Below are 18,518 nucleotides of genomic sequence, written 5' to 3'. Positions count from 1 at the left end.
GTTGGAAGAGACGCAATAGGGTTCAAGACGCTTCATGCACTCATTCCAACCGGCCCATGCGACGCGGCCCAACCAAATGACAGGCAATGCTGTTCGCAATGATCAGCGGACCTTTCAACGGGTTCCGATCAATATGCAGGGTCGCCTGATGCTGGCTAATTACGAGGAGTTCGAGTGCCTGGTCACCGAGATGTCGCCGGGCGACCTTCATGTCACCTGCCTGGGACGTCCGCGCGCCGACGAGCGCGTTGTCGCCTATATCGATCACCTTGGCCGCGTTGAAGGCAATGTCGTTGCCGTCGATGGCCGCGGTTTCACCATGTCGATCAATGCGACCGAGCGGAAACGCGAAAAGCTTGCCGCCCAATTGACCTGGCTTGCCAACAAGCACGAACTTGGCCTGCCGGAAGATCGCCGCCATGATCGCCTGACGCCGCGCAACACCCGCTGCGAGCTTACGCTCGACGACGGTACTCAATATGTCTGCCGCATCATGGACCTCTCGCTCTCGGGTGCCGCGGTCGATGTCGAGATACGCCCCACGATCGGGACGCCGGTGCGCCTCGGCAATATGCGTGGCCGCGTCGTTCGCCATTTCATGGAGGGCGTGGCGATCGAATTCCTTTCGCTGCAGTCGCGCGAGACCTTGCGCGAATTTCTCTGATATTGTCATCCTCCTGTCACGCGGCGTCGCGAAACAGCGATGCCTGTCTTCTTCTCAACGCGTGACGGCAAATGCTTTACCCGGATACAATTCCTTTTGACGAAGGCCTGCTTGAGGTCGGTGACGGCCAGCGGATTCATTGGACGCAATCAGGCAACCGGCAAGGAAGGCCTGTCCTTATCCTGCACGGCGGTCCGGGTTCAGGAAGTTCGGCCGGAACGCGACGTTATTTTGACCCGCATTACTATCGAATCATTCAGTTCGACCAGCGCGGCTGCGGTGACAGCCTTCCGCATGCGTCGGAACCGGCGATCGATCTCTCGGCCAACACGACATGGCATACGATTGCCGATATCGAGCAATTGCGGTTGCGTCTCGGCGTTGAAAGCTGGATCCTATTCGGCAATTCCTGGGGCTGCACGCTTGCGCTCGTCTATGCCGAAACCCATGCGCAACGGGTGGAAAGCTTGCTCCTCGTCGGCATTACCATGACGAGACAATCGGAAATCGATTGGCTCTATCAAGGTCTTGGCCGGTTCTTTCCGGAGCAATGGGCACGCTTTCGCGCTGCCGTGCCCGAAGAGGATCGCGACGGTGATCTCGTCGCTGCCTATTATCGCCTCCTGCTTAACCCAGATCCCGCAATCCACGTGAGAGCTGCAAGAGACTGGCACGAATGGGAGGGCGCCTCGATCCTGATCGATCCACGCGAGACCCTCCCATCTCGGTGGTCCGATGCTCGCTATCTGACGGCCCGTGCCCGGATCATCACCCACTACTTCCACCATCTGGGCTGGCTCGAGGAACGGCAGATCCTGCGCGACATCCATCGGCTCGCCGGTATCCCCTGCACGATGATTCAGGGCCGTATGGATCTCGAGGCGCCGCTGGTAACCGCCTGGGAATTGTCGCAAGCATGGCCAGAGGCGGAACTGGTGATCGTTGCGAACGCGGCCCACTCGCCGGCCGTCGCGGAGATGGCTGCCGCGATCATTCGCACAACCGACGGGCTTCGCCCCAACGGCCGACAATAAAAATCAAAAATATTTTTTGAGCCGGCTTTCCCAAAATGGGACAGATCGAGGTTCTTGCGGTCATTTCCGGCACTCGGCAGGCCTATCGCGAGGTGGGCTCTGTATCAATACAACACGGTTGCTGCCCAAATCTGCACCCGGACGTTAACGATCCTCATTGTTGAAAACCGTTCCGAAACAGCCGGATATCAAACTCTCGCTTTGCTGCACTTCATACCAAAATTCCTCAAATTTTAATCGAATTTGCCGCAAACTTGAATCAAGTTTTCTGCGTGTTTTATGAGAATTTTCTCCAGATTTGATTCAACTAAGCCATTAATTTAACTGCGCAATTTTGCGTCAGATAAAATCACGCGTGTCATTCTGATCCCAATAAAACAGGGACAGGGACATGAACTTTCAAATCGCACTTCGCGGCCTTGCCGCTCTGGCGCTTTCCGCTCTTGGCTTCTTCGGTGCGGCCCAGGCGGCACCCGCCAACATGACGATAACAGGCGACGCTGCTCCTCCGATCGGCCATTACGAATTCTGCAAGGAAAATCCGCGGGAATGCACCTATTCCGGTGGCGATGCAGGGCCGATGATCCTCAATGAGGATAGCTGGAAGACGATCCTGAAGGTCAATTACACGGTCAATACCACCATCAAGCCGATGACCGATATGGAGCTTTACGGCGTTGAGGAAAAGTGGGCGATCCCGACCACCGCCGGTGACTGCGAGGATTTCGCGCTCCTGAAGCGCAAGCAGCTCATCGATGCCGGCTTCTCGCCTTCCGATCTGCTCATGACCGTCGTGCTGCAGCCGAACGGTGAAGGCCATGCCGTTTTAACCGTCCGCACGGATCGCGGCGATTTCATTCTCGATAACATGCGCAACAAGGTGAAGCTCTGGTCCGAAACCGAGTATACCTTCCTCAAGCGCCAGTCCGCCGACCACCCGGCTCGCTGGGTCAAGATCCAGGATGGCCGCGCCGTCGCAGTCGGCAGCTTGAAATAAGCGTTCTTCACAGGATCATCGGCGACCTAGCGTCGATGGTCAAAGTCAGAGGCCCGGTCTCGTCCCCTGATTTCTGTCCAGGCCGGTGCCTCTGAGCCGTTCCCACTGTCCCAGGGAACGGCTCTTTTTCGTTTAATGAGTGGGCCTAAAGCTAAGGCTGAAAATACCCGAAGAATTTAAGTGCGCCATTAGCATGGCTTGCGACACATATTTAACCGTCGGTTAACCATCGTGGCGCCAATCATCATTTCCAACGAGACTCAAAAAAGTCAGGCGCCGCGAGGCTTTGCCGTCGATGATGGCGACCTGAGCGGAAGGAAATGAAGGCAAGAGTATGGCTCCTCCTCTGTCATCCGCCGCAATGATCGAAGAAAGACCGCTGATATCGAGCGGCTTTGTCTATGGGCTCACGGCCGGTGTCGCCGTTCTGGCAGCCTTGACCGTAGCCATATCCGTTGGTGGACACTGGCTTGGTGAGAAAATTTCGCTGGCAGGGCATACGACGGATACCAAGCCCATCTCTGTCACGATCGGCGACGACACAATGCGTCTGGCTGCAAACACCATTCGCTTTCCGAGCGAGCGTTCGGACGGTATGGCCGAACGTGTCGATCTCTATCTGACCTGGCCGCAGATGCAGGGCTATAGCGAAGCCGATCGCATGCGTTTCGACGATATCTCGCAATCGTCCTCACTGATCTTCCTGCAAATCAGCCAGAGCACGATGTCCCATGACATGTCCGGCCGGCTCGGTCCGATCTATTCGCAACTGATGGATGGGGCGGCCTATGCCGGCCCCTTCGGCCTGACCGCACATCGGCTTCGTGCGGATGCCGGCTACAACGACGAAATCCTTCTGACGGCGCCGCGGCCTGACGAGACCGATTATGTCGTGCGCTGTCTCCTGCCCGCCTCGCCCACGCTGGCAACCAGCGGCGATTGCCAGAGAGACATCAAGGTCGGTAAGGATTTGAGCGTTCTCTACCGCTTTTCCAGCAATCAGCTGGGTGACTGGCGCGCCATGGATGCCGCTGTCCGGAACTTCGTCAAAACGCGTCTTGTGGATAATGCCGTACCTGCGACGACAGCTGTGGGCGGCCGCTAAAATGGCGCAGAAACCTGAAACCAACTGTTCATCATAAACCGATTGGTAACGCTAAGCCTCTACTGTCGAATGGAATGGCCGTTCATGGAGGCGGCGGCCGGATAATCGAGAATGTAAATGCAAGCAGAGAGTGATTTAGTGTCCAGATCCATTCTTTCCGTTTCGTCGTCTCAAACCGGTAAGATTCTGGCGAGAGCGCTTCTTGGTTTTTCGATCGCAACGGCGACAGTCATGGTGACTGTCATTGACGCGAGCGCGGCCGGTCCGAAATATGCCGGTATCGTCATCGATGCCAATACCGGCAACGTTCTCTACAGTGAAAACGCCGACACGCTGCACTACCCGGCCTCGCTGACCAAGATGATGACGGTCTATCTAACCTTCGAAGCGCTCGAAGCCGGCCGCATCACCCTCGATACCCCCGTCGTGTTTTCGAAGAACGCTGCAGCACAGGCGCCGACCAAGCTCGGTATTGGAGCCGGCCGCTCCGTGACTGTTCGCGAGGCGATCCTCGGCATCGTCACCAAATCTGCCAATGATGCCGCAATGGCGCTTGGCGAAATGCTTGGCGGTTCGGAGGAAGGCTTTGCCCGGATGATGAACGATAAGGCGCGGGCGCTCGGCATGACGCGCACGACCTATCGCAACCCGAACGGCCTGCCGAACACGGCGCAGATGACGACGGCGCGCGATCAGGCCCGCCTTGGCATCGCCCTGCGCGAGCATTTCCCGGAATATTACGGTTTCTTCTCCGAAACGAGCTTCCGGCTGGGTAATCGCACGATCCTCGGTCACAATCGCCTGGTTGGCTCCGTGCGCGGCGTCGACGGCATCAAGACTGGTTACACGCGTGCCGCCGGCTATAATCTCGCAACCTCCGTGAAAGTCGATGGTCGCTCCATCGTTGGTGTCGTCCTTGGCGGCGCTTCGACGCCGGCTCGTGACAACCAGATGCGCAAGCTGATCGCTGACTATCTGCCTAAAGCATCGACAAAGCATATTGATTCCAATGTAATCGCACAGGTCCCGGCCGCAACGCCCAATGTGCAGGCAGCCAGCGCACGCATGGCGGATATCAGCCGCGCAAAGATCAAGAATGGCGGAACGACCGAAGTCGCCGATTCCAACCCTTCCAGTGCGGCGGCCTTCGCGGCGGTAACGCCGCAGTCTTCCTCCTCCAATCCACTGCTTTCGGCGAAACCGGAGCCCGTGAAGCGGCCAGCCTATGACGAAACGGCCTCCGCCGGATCGTCGGACGATGCCGATGAGGATGAGATCGATACCGTAACGACCGCATCAACCTCCAAGAGCGATACGAATCTCGCGAAGCTGCAGCGGACCGAAAAGACAGAGAAGGTTGGAAAAGCAGCCAAAGGCGAGCGCGGGCCGACTGGCTGGGTCGTGCAGATCGGCATTTCCTCCAGTAAGGATGGCGCAACCGACCTGCTTGATACGGCTAAGACCAAGGGTGGCAAGGCGTTGCGTTCGGCAAAGCCCTATACAGTCGCCTTCGATGGCGGTTACCGCGCCCGTTTTGGTGGTTTCGAAGATCAGAGCGAAGCGGTGAATGCCTGCAAGGCGCTCAAGCGAGCCGGCGTCAAGTGCTGGGCGAGCACGGAATAGGAATGTGGCCGGTGTTTTCGCGCCGCATGATCTGAAGATTGGTCGGGCCTTCTGTTGCGCCCGATCTTCCGGTTCCGAATGTCAAACGGGCCGGCCCTGAGTTTGTAACGTGTACGGGGTTTTGAAATGGCAATGAACGAGAACTTTCCCGGTTTCTCGCTCGACGGCGGGGGCAAGATGAAACCGAAGGGCTTTGCTCTTCATCCGCTGCATGAGGCGGCGATGCGGCTAGCGGACCTAGGTCTCAGCCGTTCGCCTTCGCGCAACAAGACGAAAGACCTGATCGGCATCCTGCTTTGCCATGGCGCACGCGCCTGGCGTTATTCGCAGCCGAAAGCGCATATTCATCTGCACATCACCGCCCCGACCGGCCGTGCGCCGATCATGATGCGACTGCGTTAAAGCAATCCGAGTTCGGAAAGTTCCCGCCGCAGATCGGCGGGCAATTCGGCTGCCGCGCCGAGACTGTCGAGATCGCGCGGCACGTCGTCCTGCGGCAGATACCGCCAGCCCTGAAATGGCCGCTTCGGCTGCCCTGTCGTCTCGACAACGCTCGGGTCGAGAATAAGCCGGCAGCGCTGAATGCCGTCCGCGTCGGTGAAGGTCTCGATGCCAAGCAATTTCTGCCGCGCCTGCACCTGCCCTTTGATCACCCAATAAAGCGAACCGCCGTCCAACAGCTCGTCTACCCGTTTCGGCACCATACGCGTCGTGTGGGTTGTATGCGGCTCGAGCCCAGCAGCAATGGCGTTCATTGCCCGCTCGGAAACCCATTCGCGCAGATCATCCAGCGAATCCGCGCCCACGCACAATTTAATGAGATGCAAAGCCATAATGCCGTTGAAGTCCTTTTGACCGGCAGCGTCAAGCTTTTCACTGCGGACATCCACAGAGTGGGTAACATCACCTGAAAGCGCAAGAGGTGATTCTCGGAGGCGATTATGGGCGGTGCATCGGATTACCCGGCCAATGAGTGGACAACAGTGGATGATCCAGGCCAGTTCGGCTGGTCCAGTACTGCGCTCGCGAACGCCTACCGTTATGCGCAGTCGATCGGATCGTCCGCGATCATGATCGTGCAAGATGGCTTGATTATGAGCTCGTGGGGTAAGATTGCCGACGTGACCGGCATCGCCTCCATGCGCAAAAGCCTGTTGAGTGTATTGATTGGCACGCATGAGATCGAGGGCACGATCGATTTGGCAATGACTCTGGCCGAACTGGATATCGATGATTGCGAACCAGCGCTGACACCGAAAGAGAAGCAGGCGACGATCGCTGATCTTCTGATGTCGAGGTCGGGTGTTTATCATGCTGCCGCCGATCAGGACCCGGCCCTTTTGCCTGCCCGAGGTATCCATGCTGTCGGAGAGCAATGGTTTTACAATAATTGGAGCTTCAATGTCCTGGGCGTCATCCTCCAGCAACTGAGTGGCGTTCCGATTGCCGAGGATTTTTTCCGTCGTATTGCGATCCCGCTTCAGATGCAGGATTTGCGGCCGGAACACTTCTATTTCAAGACGATTCCTCAATCGATACATCCTGCTTATAAGATCAGAATGTCCGCGCGTGACCTGGCACGGCTGGGCGTGCTTCTGGCGAATAAGGGCCAATGGCGTGGTGCGCAAATCATTCCGGCGGAATGGATCAGCAGAAGCATCGCGCCTTATACGGATCTCGGGCGAGGTGCAGGTTTCGGCTATAGCTGGTGGATCGGGCGATACGCATTGCAGCCGCTAACCGCATCCGACGGCGAAGTTGTCAAAGACAAGCCATTCTACTGGGCATCCGGCATGGGAAACCAATATCTCATGGTGTTTCCGGACTTAGCGACGGTCCTGGTTCACAGAGTAAGCGACACCAATAATGGGCCGAGCAGCGCTCAAATCGAGCAATTGCAAACCATGCTTTTGGGAAGCCGCGTGGCCGGCATCCCACTCACCACGCCTATAAGCAAATGATCTGCTCCCAAGATCGCGCTTCGACCTTGGGCCACATCAGCATTCCACGACATTGACGGCGAGGCCGCCAGTCGAAGTTTCCTTGTATTTCTCGCTCATGTCGTGACCCGTCTGGCGCATGGTTTCGATGCAGGCGTCGAGTGGTACGAAATGCTGGCCGTCTCCCTTGATCGCAAGTGAAGCGGCAGTGACCGCCTTGACCGCACCAAGCGCGTTACGCTCGATGCAAGGCACCTGCACCAGGCCGGCGATTGGGTCGCAGGTCATGCCGAGATGGTGTTCGAGCGCGATTTCCGCGGCATTCTCGATCTGCTCCGGCGTCGCCCCCATGACAGCGGCAAGTCCCGCAGCCGCCATCGCGGCCGCCGAGCCCACCTCGCCCTGACAGCCGACTTCGGCGCCTGAGATCGAGGCGTTGTGCTTGATGATGCCGCCGACGGCGGCGGCGGTCAGAAGATAGTTGCGAATGCCGTCCTGATCCCAATCCTCGTGGAAATGCTGATAATAGCGGATCGTTGCCGGAATGACGCCGGCCGCTCCGTTGGTCGGCGCGGTGACCACGCGGCCGCCGGCCGCATTCTCTTCATTGACGGCCATGGCGTAGACGCTGAGCCAGTCATTGGCGAGCAGCGGATTGATGCGGTTGCTGCGCCATTCTTCCTGCAATTTATCATGGATGGCACGCGCACGCCGGCGCACCTTCAGGCCACCAGGCATGATGCCATCGACCTTGAGGCCACGATCGATGCAGCTGCTCATGGCCGCCCAGATGCGGTCGAGGCCGGCATCCAGCTCTTCGGCGCTCATATGCGTCTCTTCATTGGCGCGCTTCATCTGCGCAATCGAAAGGCCGGAACGCTCGGACATTTCGAGCATCTGCTTGGCACTGGCGAAGGGGAACGGAACACGCTCGCCGGCTGGGGCAGGCTTTTTCCGGTCGGCCTTCATCTGCTCCAATTCTGTATCGGTGACGACGAAGCCGCCGCCGACGGAATAATAAATGCGCTTGACCAGTAGGCGCTCGTCCTTGTCGAAGGCGGAGAAGCTCATGCCGTTGGCATGACCGGGCAGCGGCATCTTCTTGTCGAAGATGAGATCTGTCTTGGGCTGGAATCGATAGGCCGGATGGCCTGGCGGCGTGATGCGCCCGCTGCGCTCCACTTCGTCGATAATGGCATCCATATGATCGGGATCGACGCTATCAGGCTTCTCGCCCATCAGGCCGAGAATAACCGCCCTGCCCGTGCCGTGGCCAATGCCCGTGTGGGCGAGCGAGCCATGCAGGCTGACCTTGATCGACTCGACATGCACATTCGAAGACGGACGCGGCCATTCGTTCGAAAGAACGAGGTCGAGGAAGCGATTCGCGGCCGACATCGGCCCCATCGTGTGCGAGCTGGACGGTCCCACACCGATCTTGAACACATCGAAAACTGAGAGAAACATGGACCTTTGGTGCCTCCAGGCAAATCGATTTTCGGCAAGGCTACGCTATCGGGGCAAGCTTGCACGGCGATTGGCCGACATCGGATTTCATGGCAGCGACATTACATATAGGCATTCGGGGAAGCAAACAGAAGGCCATTGCACGCGGCCCGCGCTGCGCTACAGTCCACATCGGATTGATCTGGAGAATCTCCCTTTATGACGACTGCCGACTATGTCGCCCTCGCCCTCTTCATCCTTCTCTGGGTCGCGCTGAACTGGATCGTCAGCAGCGCCAGCTTCTTCAATCGTACAAGCCTGACGCTGGCGATGAACGAGCGTCGCCGCGAATGGATCTACAACTCCCTTCGTCGCGACCTGAAGATGATCGACACGCAGATCCTCTCAGGCCTGCAGAACGGCACCGGCTTCTTCGCCTCCACCTCGATCTTCGCCATCGGCAGCTGCTTTGCGTTGCTCGGCGCCACCGACAAGATCAATGCCTTCTTCTCCGACATGCCCTTCATCTTCAACGGCGGCCGGACAGCTTTCGAAATCAAGGTGGCCGGGCTTGCTTGTCTCTTTGGCTATGCCTTTTTCAAGTTCGGCTGGGCCTATCGCCTATTCAATTACTGCACCATTCTCTTCGGCTCCCTGCCGATGCTGGAAGATGCCATTCGTGATCCCGTGCATGCCGAACGCGCCGCCGAGCGGGTCATCCGCATGAACATCATCGCGGCCCGGAATTTCAACTCGGGCCTGCGAGCCATTTTCCTGTCGATTGGCTATCTCGGCTGGTTTCTGAGCCCTTACGTTTTCATGGTCACGACCATGTTCATCATCATCGTGCTGGTCCGCCGGCAGTTTTTTTCCGATGCCCGTCTGGCCATTATGGATAGCGATGTGCCATGACATGCTCGCGCCGTCTCAAGCGGCGCTCGTGATCTGAGTTCATGCCTGGAAGGACCCGCCAATGGTCGCTATCGCCGAGAGTGCCGATGCACCGCAAAAGACGCCCCGCATCGGCATTCTGGACACGGCGCGCGGCGTCGCACTCCTGGCCATGGCAAGCTATCACTGCACCTGGGATTTCGAGTTCTTCGGCTATCTCGATTCCGGCACGGCGGAAACAGGCTGGCTGAAGCTTTATGCCCGCGCGATCGCCAGCACCTTCCTGTTTCTGGCAGGATTCAGCCTCGTGCTTGCGAATACGCCGGAGATTCGCTGGCGGTCTTATTGGCGGCGGCTGGGCATGATTGTCGCGGCGGCCGCTGCGATCTCTCTCGTCACCTTAATCGGCATGCGCGAGGAGTGGATATTCTTCGGCATCCTGCACAGCATCGCGGCGGCAAGTCTCATTGGGCTCCTATTCTTGCGTCTGCCGGCACTTGCCACGCTTCTCGTCGCAATCGTGCTTGCCGTCGGTATTGTCGTCGACAATGTCATTGCGCCTCTATCGCTGCATTCGACATTTTTCGACGTGCCCTGGCTCTGGTGGGTGGGGCTTTCGGAAAACATCCGGCGCTCGAATGACTATGTGCCGCTTTTCCCATGGCTGACGCCATTCCTGTTCGGCGTCGGCGTGGCGCAATTGGCGACATCTCTTGGCTGGCTTAAATGGTTGGCAAAATTCGGCCCCGGCCGCAATCTCATTGCCCGGGCCGGTCGGCACAGTCTGATCTTCTATCTGCTGCACCAGCCGGTGCTGTTCGGCCTCGTCTACCTTTTGTCACTGGTCGCACCGGCTCCGCCTCAGGACGCGACCGTCGGCTATATCAGGCAATGCGTGGCCTCCTGCACCCGGTCGGGCAGCGAATCCATGTGCCGCAGCTTCTGCCAATGCACACTCGATAAATTACAAGCCCAGAATCTTTTCAAACCATTGGAATCCGGCGCGATCAAAGCAGATAGCGATGAACGTGTAAGCCGAATCGCGATACAATGTACGGATGAAGCGCAATGACAGGGTTATTCTATGAATGCCTATCGTTCGAAGTCGCTGAGTTTTCCGTGGCCGCCGCTGCTCTATAGCCTCGCCGTCATGGCAGCGCTGTATCTGCAGCGGGTGTATCCCTTGCCGTTGCCCTTTGTCTGGGCGCTTGTTTCTTGGATGTTTGGCGCGCTTCTGACCGCCTTCGCCGTGACGCTGAACGTCTGGGCCGTCAAGACGCTCCTAGAGCGCCGCACGACCGTTCTGACGCAGCGCTGTACGGCGCATCTGGTGACGACTGGCCCCTTTCGCTTCACCCGCAACCCGACCTATCTCGGCTATACCTTGCTGACCGCGGGCCTCGGCCTGCTGATCGGCAATCTCTGGTTCCTGGCGATGGCAGCCGTGGCGGCTGCCTTGACGACATTACTCGTCATCCGTTGCGAAGAGATGCATCTCCTCTCGCGATTCGGCTGTGAGTTCGAATTCTATTGCAAGCGGACGCGCCGCTGGCTTTGACAAGCTGAAGGCCTGGTCGCGATCACGTCCCGACGCCAATTTCGGCGAGACGTCCAAGGCAAGCTTCTTCGACATTGTCGAGTTCGCTCAGCGTATCGTCGATATCCTTGCGCTTCTGGCGCAGCTCATCGCGCTTCTCATCGACGCGCTTCATCAGCAGCTTGAGCTGACCGATTTCACCCGGAGGCTCTTTATAGACCTGAATGATCTCGCGAATCTCGGCAATGGTGAAGCCGATGCGGCGGCCGCGCAGGATTTCCATGATCAGACGCCGGTCAGCCGGACGGAACAGGCGCGTACGGCCCCTGCGCTCAGGGTGGATGAGACCCTCGTCCTCATAGAACCTCAAGGTCCGAGTCGAAACCCCGAATTCCCGAGTAAGCTCCGTTATGCTATAGTATCCGTCGACCAAGAATCCGCCCCTATCTGCTGTCCATGATAATATTGACTTTTACGTAATAGTCAATTTTCGCGGGTTGCAGTCAGCTCCCGACCCACCAGTGCCGCCCAAAACCACAGGCTCGCAAGCCCCGAGAGGGCAAAATTCCTCGTAAATTCGATGGGAACGGTCATAAAAGCAGAGGACGCCTCAGCCATTCGATGCACGAATCATGCGATGGAGGTTCGAATGGCGGAATGCGGTGATTGCATCTTCAGCAATGGCAGACGTCATTCGGCTAGAAGGCCTCCGGCTCGATTGAAATCGATGTAAAACAAGTGGATGATGGAAAAAGCTCATAGGGAAAGCGCAGCCATCGGGACGGTGGCATTGCAACCACCTTCCCCTTATTCTGGCAGCCTCCTACCTATGTCTTCCATCCGTAGAGAGCACCATGTCGCCTCGCCCCATCATCCGCTTTCCCGATCCGCTACTACGAACCGCCTGCGCTGCTGTCACCGCCTTCGACGACGATCTGCAAGCGCTCGTCACCGACCTGCTGGATACGATGCGGGCTGCGCCCGGCGTTGGCATCACCGGCCCGCATATCGGCGTCCTCAAGCGAGTCGTCGTGATTGAACTCAGCCGCGAGGATGGCGTGCGCACCTATATCAATCCGGAAATCCTATGGTCGTCGCCGGAAACCATGCGGCATACGGAGGGCAGCGTTTCCATGCCCGGAGTGACGGAAGAGATCGTCAGGGCGAAATCGATCCGCTTTCGCTATCGGGATGTCGCCGGCGAGGCCCATGAAGCGGAGGCGGACGACTTTCTGGCTATTTGCATCCAGCACGAGATCGACCAGCTGGACGGCATTTTCTGGCTGCAGCGGCTTTCCAAGCTCAAGCGCGATCGGCTTGTCAAAAAATGGGAAAAGATGCGGGCTTGATGTCCATAAAAGGAAACGGGCGCCCAAAGGCGCCCGCTCCGTAATCGCTTGGCTTCGCAATCAGCCCTTGAGCTTGGAATTGCAGAGGCTGTAGTAGCCGCCGCCCTTCTGAATCCACTTCAGACCGCCGAGCGAATTGCTGGTCTTGGCGGCGTTGTATGCATCGACGCAGGTGTGGAAGCGGGCTTTGCCGGGCGTCTCGGTAGCATATTTGGGGTCGACCTTTGCCGGGAAGGTTACGCCAGCTGGCGCAGCCGTCGTCGGCTTTGCCGGTTCGGCTGCCGGCGGCTTCGTCGCGTCGGGCTCGCTGGCATCGACCTTGGCAGCCGCAGTGGTCTTCGCCGGCTTGGCAGGCGTCGTAGCCGCTGGTGCGGTGGCTGCGGGAGCGGTAGTCGTAGTGGCGCTGGCGTCCGCACTGCACTGCGTTGCGCGGAAGTCATTCCACTTCTGGCCATTCAAGGTACCAGCGGTCTTGGCCGCCTGGTATTTGGCGCTGCACTCTTTCATGGTTAGCGCAGAAGCCGAAGAAGCGAGGCCCATCGAGCCTACAACTGTGAGAGACGCAAGAGACATCAACAGGATGGCACGACTTGTCATTGGCATATCCTCCGCTCTATGACGAATGTCGAAACTATTAATCGTATCGTCCATATCGATTGTCAATCGACGCGCGATCTGGGGGCGACGGAAGACACCATATGCGGACGAACATGAACGCAAACTGTACAAAAATAGCCATCGAAAAGAGTGGCTTGGCTGGGCTGACAATCCTTGATGGCGGTTCGCCGGCGCGCTGAGTGCAGCTGGAGGTAGAAAGAGACCGCAACCCCGATCTGGCACATTGATCGGCATGATTCTGCTATTCGCAGGTCAGCGATGCGCTTGGGCTGCAATAGCACTCATAACGGGGAGCCGGGCAGGTTGCGGTCGCGAGGCTGAAATCCTGGCAATTGCATTGGACGTGAAACTGTTGATCTGCCGTTGCGGATGTCGCGCTGTAGATCGAAAAGCCGGTGCCGATATCGGCCGGACGAGACCCGACGCTGAAGGAATAGGTCGAAGCTGCGCTTTGCGGCGGCGAGTTATTCTGCTGACCCCACGCCATCAATGGAAGGCAGAGCACACCGAAGATGGCAAGCAATAGCCTTGACGACGATTTGGCCATATCTCGCGCCCACCTTTCCTACTGGCACATCAGATAAGCGTGCGGAACGCAGGTGCATGCGTAAGATTGGGTCGGGCACGTCATGTCCTGCAATGTCCGGTCGTCGCAATTGCACGTTACGAAATAGGATGAATTGTTCGGCATCTTCAGAATGCTCGAGGTGGAATAGCCGCTGCCAAGATCCGCGCGCCGATAGCTGAAGCTTGAAGCCGAATTCTGGGCATTCTGGTTACCGCCGGCGGTCTGCGCCATGACCGGCAAGACGGACACGGTAAGGAGGAGTAGCGCCTTGAAGCCTGTCTTCCAATAACGGGTCACGCCAAAAACGGCTCTCATTGTCCTTACTCCATTCTGCAGTTTTGTTTGGGAATGAACTCTAATTTCGGAATGTTTCTTCCGTTTCTCCGTCTGTTGCTAAACCTTTCTGCCCGCAATTTTCAGCCATGAGATGAACGGAACGTCGCCGGTGCCGCGTCTCGGCACAATGGTTGGGAAAACCCCTGTGGCTTACGTCCGACCCCTTGCCGACGATATCACCACCGCGCGGAGGGAAAAAGTCGTTAGGACCCTATCAAAGGCTGACGGCGATCACGGTTTCGCGAAGAATAGGAGCGATTGTGGGAGGGATACAACCTATCCTGAAACTTGGACCTTGAAGTGCAGACGCATCGCCCTAATTTCATTAGTGCAGTTCCCCTCTCTGTGCCCTGGATGCTCTCCCTTCCAGGGCATTTTTCTTTTGTGGCACTTTTCTTGTCGAGCCGGGCATGCGGTGAAAACGGACCATCGCACCAAATGATTCGCAACGGCTCCCAAATGGGCGTAAGCTGTCCCCACCGTTGGCTACCGAACCCGTAGGCGCCATCGGCTGAGAGAGACGACGCGCTCTCGCCTGCAGAGGTCAAGGAGTTACCCGCATGACCTCGCATGATAATCACGACAATATCTTGAGCGATCAGAAACTGCATGATCTTCTCAGGGCAGAAGACAAAATAGATCTTTTGGAAAAATCGAAACGGCGCGCTTTGGATGAATGGGAAGTGCCCGTGCCAGAGGATGCCGAACAGCTTTCCTTGTGAGGTATGGCGGCTTTTTCGCAGTAGATCGGACAGGTCGTTTGACCTGTCCTGCTTAGCGCTGGAATTCCGCGCAGCATCCTGGATCGCCTTCCGGCGATCACCGATTGGCTTCACGCGTCATTGATCGTTTCGCCGAAGACTTGTTCAAACGCCTCGCGGAGACGGATATCGACATCCGCCATCATGACCGGCAGGCCAAGATCGACGAGGCTGGTGACGCCATAAGCCGAGATTCCGCAAGGAATGATGCCAGTGAAGTGCCCGAGATCGGGGTCGACGTTCAGCGAAAGGCCGTGAAATGTCACCCATTTGCGCACACGGATACCGAGGGCTGCAATTTTGTCCTCCGCCAAGGTACCGTCTGCAAGAATCGGCTTCTCCGGGCGCCTGACCCATACGCCGACCCGATCTTCTCGCCGCTCGCCACGTACATTCATCGAATCAAGCGTGCGAATGATGACCTCCTCGAGCGCGCCGACGAAGGCGCGGATATCCTGCCGCCGACACTTCAGGTCCAGCATGACATAGGCCACTCGCTGACCTGGCCCGTGATAGGTATATTCTCCGCCGCGTCCGGTCGCAAAGACCGGGAAACGATCCGGTTCGATCAGATCGGCGGCATTGGCGCTGGTGCCTGCGGTATAGAGTGGCGGATGCTCGACCAGCCAAACGAGCTCCGGCGCCCGTCCCTCGGCAATCGCGGCCACTTCCGCCTCCATCGTGGCTACGGCCTCCTCATATGGCACGAGGCCGTCGCTGATCCGCCAGCGGACGGGCGGCGTGCCTTGAACGGGAAACATTTGGTGAGAAAGTTCGGTGCGAAGCATATGGCAGTCCTTTGCGCGCCGCGCCGGCCGCATATGTGGAAAACTTGCGTGCCGACGGGTTGTCCACATATGGCGCTATTCGGGCGGGAATTCAAACATGTAAGGCGTTTCCGCCGCATCCGGACCAGCTCGATCGGGCGAGCTGTGAAGGAATTTAAAAAAACTGACATATCGCTCTTGTGCCCCCCGAATGCTTTTGCTACATGCAGCCGCGCCGGAGCAATCTGGCCTACCACGATGCGGTCGTGGCGGAATTGGTAGACGCGCAGCGTTGAGGTCGCTGTGGGGCAACCCGTGGAAGTTCGAGTCTTCTCGACCGCACCAAGAACCCGGCTTTGGCCGGGTTTTTTGTTTTTGAAACAATACCTAGCCAGCTCTTGTTTCAGCGTGACATTATCTGACATGCCATCGTCCGCCCGCGGACGACACGCGAACCGATCAAAGCGTCGGGGATATTGCGGTGCCGCCCCGTTACCCAAACAAATTGCTCACGAAATTTATGCCAAGAGGTAATTCACCTACTCTGATGGGCCGGAACAGCCGTCGTATTTCCATGGTCACTTGACTTCGGGCTCCTCTCTGGCACCGTGAACTTCTTCAGATATGGGGAAGATGAATGACGCCGGAACGCTTTTCAGAATGCCTTTTGCATATACGCTGGACGCCCATCAATCTGGCGAGCGCTCTGCAATGCGACCTGTCATGGGTGGAGGCGCTGGAAGCTGGAAATGCCAAAGTCCCGGAAGGGTTGGCGGAATGGCTGGAAACTCTAGCGCAATGCCATGAGAAAGCCGGCGTTCCAACCACTTATCGCGGCCGCGGACACGACTGAGATTGAGGGATACGAGCCCGGAGAACGAATGACAGCTCGAAACAGCGGATAACTCATTCCAACGGAGGGATTGGAGATGAATGATGATTTTCGCTTGAAGCTTATTAAAATCAGAGGCGAAAAGATCGCCCATCGCAACGAACTGCTGGCGATGAAGATGCAGGGCGCAAATACCAAAGGGGCTGGCCAGGATATCGATCTCGACGGCATGATCGCCCGCGAACAGCTCGCGATCGATAATCTCGACGATACGATTGCCCGTCTCAGTTAGAGCAATTCCAGGAAAAGTGCGTAGCGTTTTTCCGTCCCGAATTGAAAGAAAACAAAAAGATAGAGCGGTTCGGGGATTCCATGAAAAGCTGAGCCTCTCAAGAGAAGTTCAGCGCAGCGCCATGAATGTTAAAGGTCGCCACGCTCAATGCGCCACATCCTTGCTGAGATTGCGTAGCCTGATCTGATGGTCGAGGCGTTCAAGCTGGTTTGTCGTCGCCTCGATCAGCCGGCCGATCTCCTGATAGGCCGTCCGAAGCCGCGAAAGCTCGTTCCTGACAGCTTCCAGCGCGCGTTCGTCGCTGTCTTCTCCCGGCCCATCACCAGATCCCGTCATCAACCATGCCGGAGAAACATCGAAAAGCGCCGACATCTTCGCCAGAGCGGAGGGATTGGGTTCAGCCCGATCGGATTCCCAGGCAAGCATCGTCTCCTCGCTGACGCCAAGCTGCCCAGCGAGCGTCTTGAGACTGATTCCCGCCGCATCCCGCGCCATGGACAAGCGCCCTCCAAGCGTATCACCGCCTTCATCCGAAAAAACGGTCGTCTCTTGTTCTGGTTTGAACATCGGTGCGATCCCTTTCCTGGTTGCGCCGGCAGTTTTGTGCCGCGCATTCATGTTTTAGCTGTTTCCAAAGCTCCAGATAGGTCTAAGGGCGTCATCTCGCCATGGCGATCTGTCCCAATTGGAAAAGTCTGACACTTTTCGCTGGCTGTCCGCGAGACTTGCAGCTCGCTCCTGATCGCGCCTTGATTGCATGCTTTTCCTGTGTTTGATGTTCGTGCATGTCCATCTCTCCCGCCGTTTCCACGCAGCAAAATCCGCTTAGAGGCATGGCGATCATGGCAAGCGCCATGATCCTGTTGCCGACGATGGATGCGATCGCCAAATACATGGCGAGCTTCGAAGGCATGTCGCCGGGCCAGGTGACCTTCTATCGCTTCTTCTTTCAGCTTGTGTGCATGCTGCCGCTGCTCGCGACCGCAACCGGACGGTCAGCCTTTTCGGCAAAACGCCCCTGGATGAATCTGCTGCGCGGCGCGCTCCATGGCGCTGCGAGCCTGCTCTTCTTCGCCGCGGTCAAATACATGCCGCTTGCCGATGTCTTCGCGATCTATTTCGTCGAGCCTTTTATACTGACGGCGCTTTCTGCTCTGTTTCTTGGCGATAAGGTCGGCTGGCGGCGATGGCTGGCGATCGTTATCGGCTTCGGCGGCGCAATGATCGTGATTCAGCCGAGTTTTGCGATCTTTGGACTGAAGGCGCTGCTGCCGGTCGCCTGCGCTTTTCTCTATGCGCTGTATCTCTTCATGAACCGTGCCGTCGGTGAGGCGGATTCGCCGCTGACGATGCAGATCATGGCGGGTCTCGGCGGCACCGTCTTCATGGCCCTGGCTCTGCTTGCCGGCTCCTCAGCCGGTATTGCAGATTTTGAGCCGTCCCTGCCCGGCTCGACGCTTGGACTGGCGCTCCTGCTGATTCTCGGGTCGATATCGGGCTACGCGCATATGCTTGTCGTCAGAGCCTTCCGGCTGGCGCCCTTGTCCCTACTCGCTCCATTTCAATATTTCGAGATCATCTCCGCCACCGTCCTCGGCTACGCGATCTTCGACGATTTCCCCAATCTTTCCAAATGGATCGGCATATCAATCATCGTCAGCTCCGGCCTTTTCATCATCTGGCGGGAACGCGTTCAATCGAGATTGGAAAAAACCGCGTGAGCGCAGACATCTTGCGCATGGACCGGGCGCGCAATTT

23 protein-coding genes and 1 tRNA gene are annotated in these 18,518 nt (G+C 57.6%); 16 read left to right on the top strand and 8 right to left on the bottom strand.

Going from position 1 to position 18,518, the window contains the following annotated elements:
- Positions 1 to 34: 34 nt before the first annotated feature.
- The 6 genes from FBZ99_RS01085 (at position 35) to FBZ99_RS01060 (ending at position 5,825) form a co-directional block, all read left to right on the top strand.
- Entirely contained in the window at positions 35 to 664 is a 630-nt protein-coding gene (locus FBZ99_RS01085) for a PilZ domain-containing protein (protein ID WP_095434944.1), read from the top strand.
- Between the two features lie 71 nt (positions 665 to 735).
- On the top strand, positions 736 to 1,698 hold the full coding sequence (pip, locus tag FBZ99_RS01080) for a prolyl aminopeptidase (protein ID WP_113355698.1): 963 nt from the start codon (positions 736 to 738) through the stop codon (positions 1,696 to 1,698).
- Between the two features lie 391 nt (positions 1,699 to 2,089).
- On the top strand, positions 2,090 to 2,695 hold the full coding sequence (locus FBZ99_RS01075) for a transglutaminase-like cysteine peptidase (protein WP_145317356.1): 606 nt from the start codon (positions 2,090 to 2,092) through the stop codon (positions 2,693 to 2,695).
- 334 nt (positions 2,696 to 3,029) lie between these two features.
- Complete coding sequence (locus tag FBZ99_RS01070; RefSeq protein WP_145631080.1) at positions 3,030 to 3,800, top strand: hypothetical protein; 771 nt, start codon at positions 3,030 to 3,032, stop codon at positions 3,798 to 3,800.
- A 117-nt stretch (positions 3,801 to 3,917) separates the two neighbouring features.
- Positions 3,918 to 5,423: an SPOR domain-containing protein gene (locus FBZ99_RS01065; protein WP_145631079.1), complete on the top strand. Its 1,506-nt coding sequence runs from the start codon at positions 3,918 to 3,920 to the stop codon at positions 5,421 to 5,423.
- Between the two features lie 126 nt (positions 5,424 to 5,549).
- Positions 5,550 to 5,825 (top strand): hypothetical protein, encoded by a 276-nt coding sequence (locus tag FBZ99_RS01060; RefSeq protein WP_145631077.1) that lies wholly within the window; start codon positions 5,550 to 5,552, stop codon positions 5,823 to 5,825.
- Here FBZ99_RS01060 and FBZ99_RS01055 read toward each other — a convergent pair.
- Entirely contained in the window at positions 5,822 to 6,256 is a 435-nt protein-coding gene (locus tag FBZ99_RS01055; protein ID WP_092715857.1) for a DUF1489 family protein, read from the bottom strand. The two genes, FBZ99_RS01060 and FBZ99_RS01055, sit on opposite strands and share 4 nt — an antisense overlap.
- 108 nt (positions 6,257 to 6,364) lie before the next feature.
- Here FBZ99_RS01055 and FBZ99_RS01050 point away from each other — a divergent pair, with 108 nt between their 5' ends.
- On the top strand, positions 6,365 to 7,384 hold the full coding sequence (locus FBZ99_RS01050) for a serine hydrolase domain-containing protein (RefSeq protein ID WP_145631075.1): 1,020 nt from the start codon (positions 6,365 to 6,367) through the stop codon (positions 7,382 to 7,384).
- A gap of 36 nt (positions 7,385 to 7,420) precedes the next feature.
- Here FBZ99_RS01050 and FBZ99_RS01045 read toward each other — a convergent pair whose 3' ends face one another.
- Positions 7,421 to 8,830: an L-serine ammonia-lyase gene (locus FBZ99_RS01045; protein ID WP_145631073.1), complete on the bottom strand. Its 1,410-nt coding sequence runs from the start codon at positions 8,828 to 8,830 to the stop codon at positions 7,421 to 7,423.
- A 198-nt stretch (positions 8,831 to 9,028) separates the two neighbouring features.
- Here FBZ99_RS01045 and FBZ99_RS01040 point away from each other — a divergent pair, with 198 nt between their 5' ends.
- From FBZ99_RS01040 to FBZ99_RS01030, 3 genes are all read left to right on the top strand, one after another.
- Complete coding sequence (locus FBZ99_RS01040) at positions 9,029 to 9,721, top strand: DUF599 domain-containing protein (RefSeq protein ID WP_113333840.1); 693 nt, start codon at positions 9,029 to 9,031, stop codon at positions 9,719 to 9,721.
- A gap of 61 nt (positions 9,722 to 9,782) precedes the next feature.
- Positions 9,783 to 10,772: a DUF1624 domain-containing protein gene (locus FBZ99_RS01035; RefSeq protein WP_145631071.1), complete on the top strand. Its 990-nt coding sequence runs from the start codon at positions 9,783 to 9,785 to the stop codon at positions 10,770 to 10,772.
- A gap of 12 nt (positions 10,773 to 10,784) precedes the next feature.
- Positions 10,785 to 11,258 carry a methyltransferase family protein gene (locus tag FBZ99_RS01030; RefSeq protein WP_145631069.1) on the top strand — a complete coding sequence of 158 codons (474 nt, stop codon included), beginning with the start codon at positions 10,785 to 10,787 and terminating at the stop codon, positions 11,256 to 11,258.
- A gap of 22 nt (positions 11,259 to 11,280) precedes the next feature.
- Here FBZ99_RS01030 and FBZ99_RS01025 read toward each other — a convergent pair whose 3' ends face one another.
- Positions 11,281 to 11,670, bottom strand: coding sequence for a MerR family transcriptional regulator (locus FBZ99_RS01025; RefSeq protein ID WP_069612249.1), 390 nt, complete (start codon positions 11,668 to 11,670; stop codon positions 11,281 to 11,283).
- Positions 11,671 to 12,091: 421 nt separating this feature from the next.
- On the opposite strand from FBZ99_RS01025, the gene FBZ99_RS01020 reads away from it, so the two are divergent.
- Positions 12,092 to 12,586, top strand: coding sequence for a peptide deformylase (locus tag FBZ99_RS01020; protein ID WP_113355703.1), 495 nt, complete (start codon positions 12,092 to 12,094; stop codon positions 12,584 to 12,586).
- 60 nt (positions 12,587 to 12,646) lie between these two features.
- Here FBZ99_RS01020 and FBZ99_RS01015 read toward each other — a convergent pair whose 3' ends face one another.
- The 3 genes from FBZ99_RS01015 to FBZ99_RS01005 all read right to left on the bottom strand — a co-directional run bounded on the left by FBZ99_RS01015 (position 12,647) and on the right by FBZ99_RS01005 (position 14,087).
- The gene (locus tag FBZ99_RS01015; RefSeq protein ID WP_083258154.1) at positions 12,647 to 13,183 is read right to left on the bottom strand and encodes a hypothetical protein; all 537 of its coding nucleotides are present in this window, start codon (positions 13,181 to 13,183) and stop codon (positions 12,647 to 12,649) included.
- 262 nt (positions 13,184 to 13,445) lie between these two features.
- Entirely contained in the window at positions 13,446 to 13,751 is a 306-nt protein-coding gene (locus tag FBZ99_RS01010; protein WP_113355704.1) for a hypothetical protein, read from the bottom strand.
- Positions 13,752 to 13,769: 18 nt separating this feature from the next.
- Complete coding sequence (locus FBZ99_RS01005) at positions 13,770 to 14,087, bottom strand: hypothetical protein (RefSeq protein WP_113333835.1); 318 nt, start codon at positions 14,085 to 14,087, stop codon at positions 13,770 to 13,772.
- A 611-nt stretch (positions 14,088 to 14,698) separates the two neighbouring features.
- Between FBZ99_RS01005 and FBZ99_RS33740 the strand changes: the two genes are divergently transcribed.
- Positions 14,699 to 14,830, top strand: coding sequence for a hypothetical protein (locus FBZ99_RS33740; RefSeq protein ID WP_281408369.1), 132 nt, complete (start codon positions 14,699 to 14,701; stop codon positions 14,828 to 14,830).
- Between the two features lie 110 nt (positions 14,831 to 14,940).
- On the opposite strand, the gene lipB is transcribed toward FBZ99_RS33740, so the two are convergent.
- Positions 14,941 to 15,657, bottom strand: coding sequence for a lipoyl(octanoyl) transferase LipB (gene lipB, locus FBZ99_RS01000; RefSeq protein WP_113355707.1), 717 nt, complete (start codon positions 15,655 to 15,657; stop codon positions 14,941 to 14,943).
- Positions 15,658 to 15,896: 239 nt separating this feature from the next.
- On the opposite strand from lipB, the gene FBZ99_RS00995 reads away from it, so the two are divergent.
- The 3 genes from FBZ99_RS00995 (at position 15,897) to FBZ99_RS00985 (ending at position 16,760) form a co-directional block, all read left to right on the top strand.
- Positions 15,897 to 15,981: transfer RNA gene (locus FBZ99_RS00995), tRNA-Leu, on the top strand.
- Between the two features lie 292 nt (positions 15,982 to 16,273).
- A complete protein-coding gene (locus FBZ99_RS00990; RefSeq protein ID WP_015339986.1) occupies positions 16,274 to 16,489 on the top strand; it encodes a hypothetical protein in 216 nt (71 codons plus the stop codon).
- A 76-nt stretch (positions 16,490 to 16,565) separates the two neighbouring features.
- The gene (locus FBZ99_RS00985; protein ID WP_113333833.1) at positions 16,566 to 16,760 is read left to right on the top strand and encodes a hypothetical protein; all 195 of its coding nucleotides are present in this window, start codon (positions 16,566 to 16,568) and stop codon (positions 16,758 to 16,760) included.
- 144 nt (positions 16,761 to 16,904) lie between these two features.
- On the opposite strand, the gene FBZ99_RS00980 is transcribed toward FBZ99_RS00985, so the two are convergent.
- Positions 16,905 to 17,327, bottom strand: coding sequence for a helix-turn-helix domain-containing protein (locus tag FBZ99_RS00980; RefSeq protein WP_113333832.1), 423 nt, complete (start codon positions 17,325 to 17,327; stop codon positions 16,905 to 16,907).
- Between the two features lie 218 nt (positions 17,328 to 17,545).
- On the opposite strand from FBZ99_RS00980, the gene FBZ99_RS00975 reads away from it, so the two are divergent.
- A complete protein-coding gene (locus tag FBZ99_RS00975; RefSeq protein WP_145631066.1) occupies positions 17,546 to 18,481 on the top strand; it encodes a DMT family transporter in 936 nt (311 codons plus the stop codon).
- Positions 18,482 to 18,518: the final 37 nt, after the last annotated feature.

It is taken from the genome of Rhizobium sp. ERR 1071, from assembly GCF_007828675.1.
Lineage (GTDB): Bacteria > Pseudomonadota > Alphaproteobacteria > Rhizobiales > Rhizobiaceae > Rhizobium > Rhizobium dioscoreae.
This window is presented reverse-complemented; position numbering and strand designations above follow the sequence as displayed.

What these genes read in the sequence shown, in the direction of transcription:
- FBZ99_RS01035 (WP_145631071.1), top strand. Translation starts at nt 9,783, where the DNA reads ATGGTCGCTATCGCCGAGAGTGCCGATGCACCGCAAAAGACGCCCCGC.
- FBZ99_RS01040 (WP_113333840.1), top strand. Translation starts at nt 9,029, where the DNA reads ATGACGACTGCCGACTATGTCGCCCTCGCCCTCTTCATCCTTCTCTGG.
- lipB (WP_113355707.1), bottom strand. Translation starts at nt 15,657, where the DNA reads ATGCTTCGCACCGAACTTTCTCACCAAATGTTTCCCGTTCAAGGCACG.
- FBZ99_RS01020 (WP_113355703.1), top strand. Translation starts at nt 12,092, where the DNA reads ATGTCGCCTCGCCCCATCATCCGCTTTCCCGATCCGCTACTACGAACC.
- FBZ99_RS01055 (WP_092715857.1), bottom strand. Translation starts at nt 6,256, where the DNA reads ATGGCTTTGCATCTCATTAAATTGTGCGTGGGCGCGGATTCGCTGGAT.
- FBZ99_RS01015 (WP_083258154.1), bottom strand. Translation starts at nt 13,183, where the DNA reads ATGACAAGTCGTGCCATCCTGTTGATGTCTCTTGCGTCTCTCACAGTT.
- FBZ99_RS00990 (WP_015339986.1), top strand. Translation starts at nt 16,274, where the DNA reads ATGACGCCGGAACGCTTTTCAGAATGCCTTTTGCATATACGCTGGACG.
- FBZ99_RS00985 (WP_113333833.1), top strand. Translation starts at nt 16,566, where the DNA reads ATGAATGATGATTTTCGCTTGAAGCTTATTAAAATCAGAGGCGAAAAG.
- FBZ99_RS01010 (WP_113355704.1), bottom strand. Translation starts at nt 13,751, where the DNA reads ATGGCCAAATCGTCGTCAAGGCTATTGCTTGCCATCTTCGGTGTGCTC.
- FBZ99_RS01070 (WP_145631080.1), top strand. Translation starts at nt 3,030, where the DNA reads ATGGCTCCTCCTCTGTCATCCGCCGCAATGATCGAAGAAAGACCGCTG.
- FBZ99_RS01045 (WP_145631073.1), bottom strand. Translation starts at nt 8,830, where the DNA reads ATGTTTCTCTCAGTTTTCGATGTGTTCAAGATCGGTGTGGGACCGTCC.
- FBZ99_RS01085 (WP_095434944.1), top strand. Translation starts at nt 35, where the DNA reads ATGCACTCATTCCAACCGGCCCATGCGACGCGGCCCAACCAAATGACA.
- FBZ99_RS01005 (WP_113333835.1), bottom strand. Translation starts at nt 14,087, where the DNA reads ATGAGAGCCGTTTTTGGCGTGACCCGTTATTGGAAGACAGGCTTCAAG.
- pip (WP_113355698.1), top strand. Translation starts at nt 736, where the DNA reads ATGCTTTACCCGGATACAATTCCTTTTGACGAAGGCCTGCTTGAGGTC.
- FBZ99_RS01065 (WP_145631079.1), top strand. Translation starts at nt 3,918, where the DNA reads ATGCAAGCAGAGAGTGATTTAGTGTCCAGATCCATTCTTTCCGTTTCG.
- FBZ99_RS01060 (WP_145631077.1), top strand. Translation starts at nt 5,550, where the DNA reads ATGGCAATGAACGAGAACTTTCCCGGTTTCTCGCTCGACGGCGGGGGC.
- FBZ99_RS00975 (WP_145631066.1), top strand. Translation starts at nt 17,546, where the DNA reads ATGTCCATCTCTCCCGCCGTTTCCACGCAGCAAAATCCGCTTAGAGGC.
- FBZ99_RS01050 (WP_145631075.1), top strand. Translation starts at nt 6,365, where the DNA reads ATGGGCGGTGCATCGGATTACCCGGCCAATGAGTGGACAACAGTGGAT.
- FBZ99_RS00980 (WP_113333832.1), bottom strand. Translation starts at nt 17,327, where the DNA reads ATGTTCAAACCAGAACAAGAGACGACCGTTTTTTCGGATGAAGGCGGT.
- FBZ99_RS01030 (WP_145631069.1), top strand. Translation starts at nt 10,785, where the DNA reads ATGAATGCCTATCGTTCGAAGTCGCTGAGTTTTCCGTGGCCGCCGCTG.
- FBZ99_RS01075 (WP_145317356.1), top strand. Translation starts at nt 2,090, where the DNA reads ATGAACTTTCAAATCGCACTTCGCGGCCTTGCCGCTCTGGCGCTTTCC.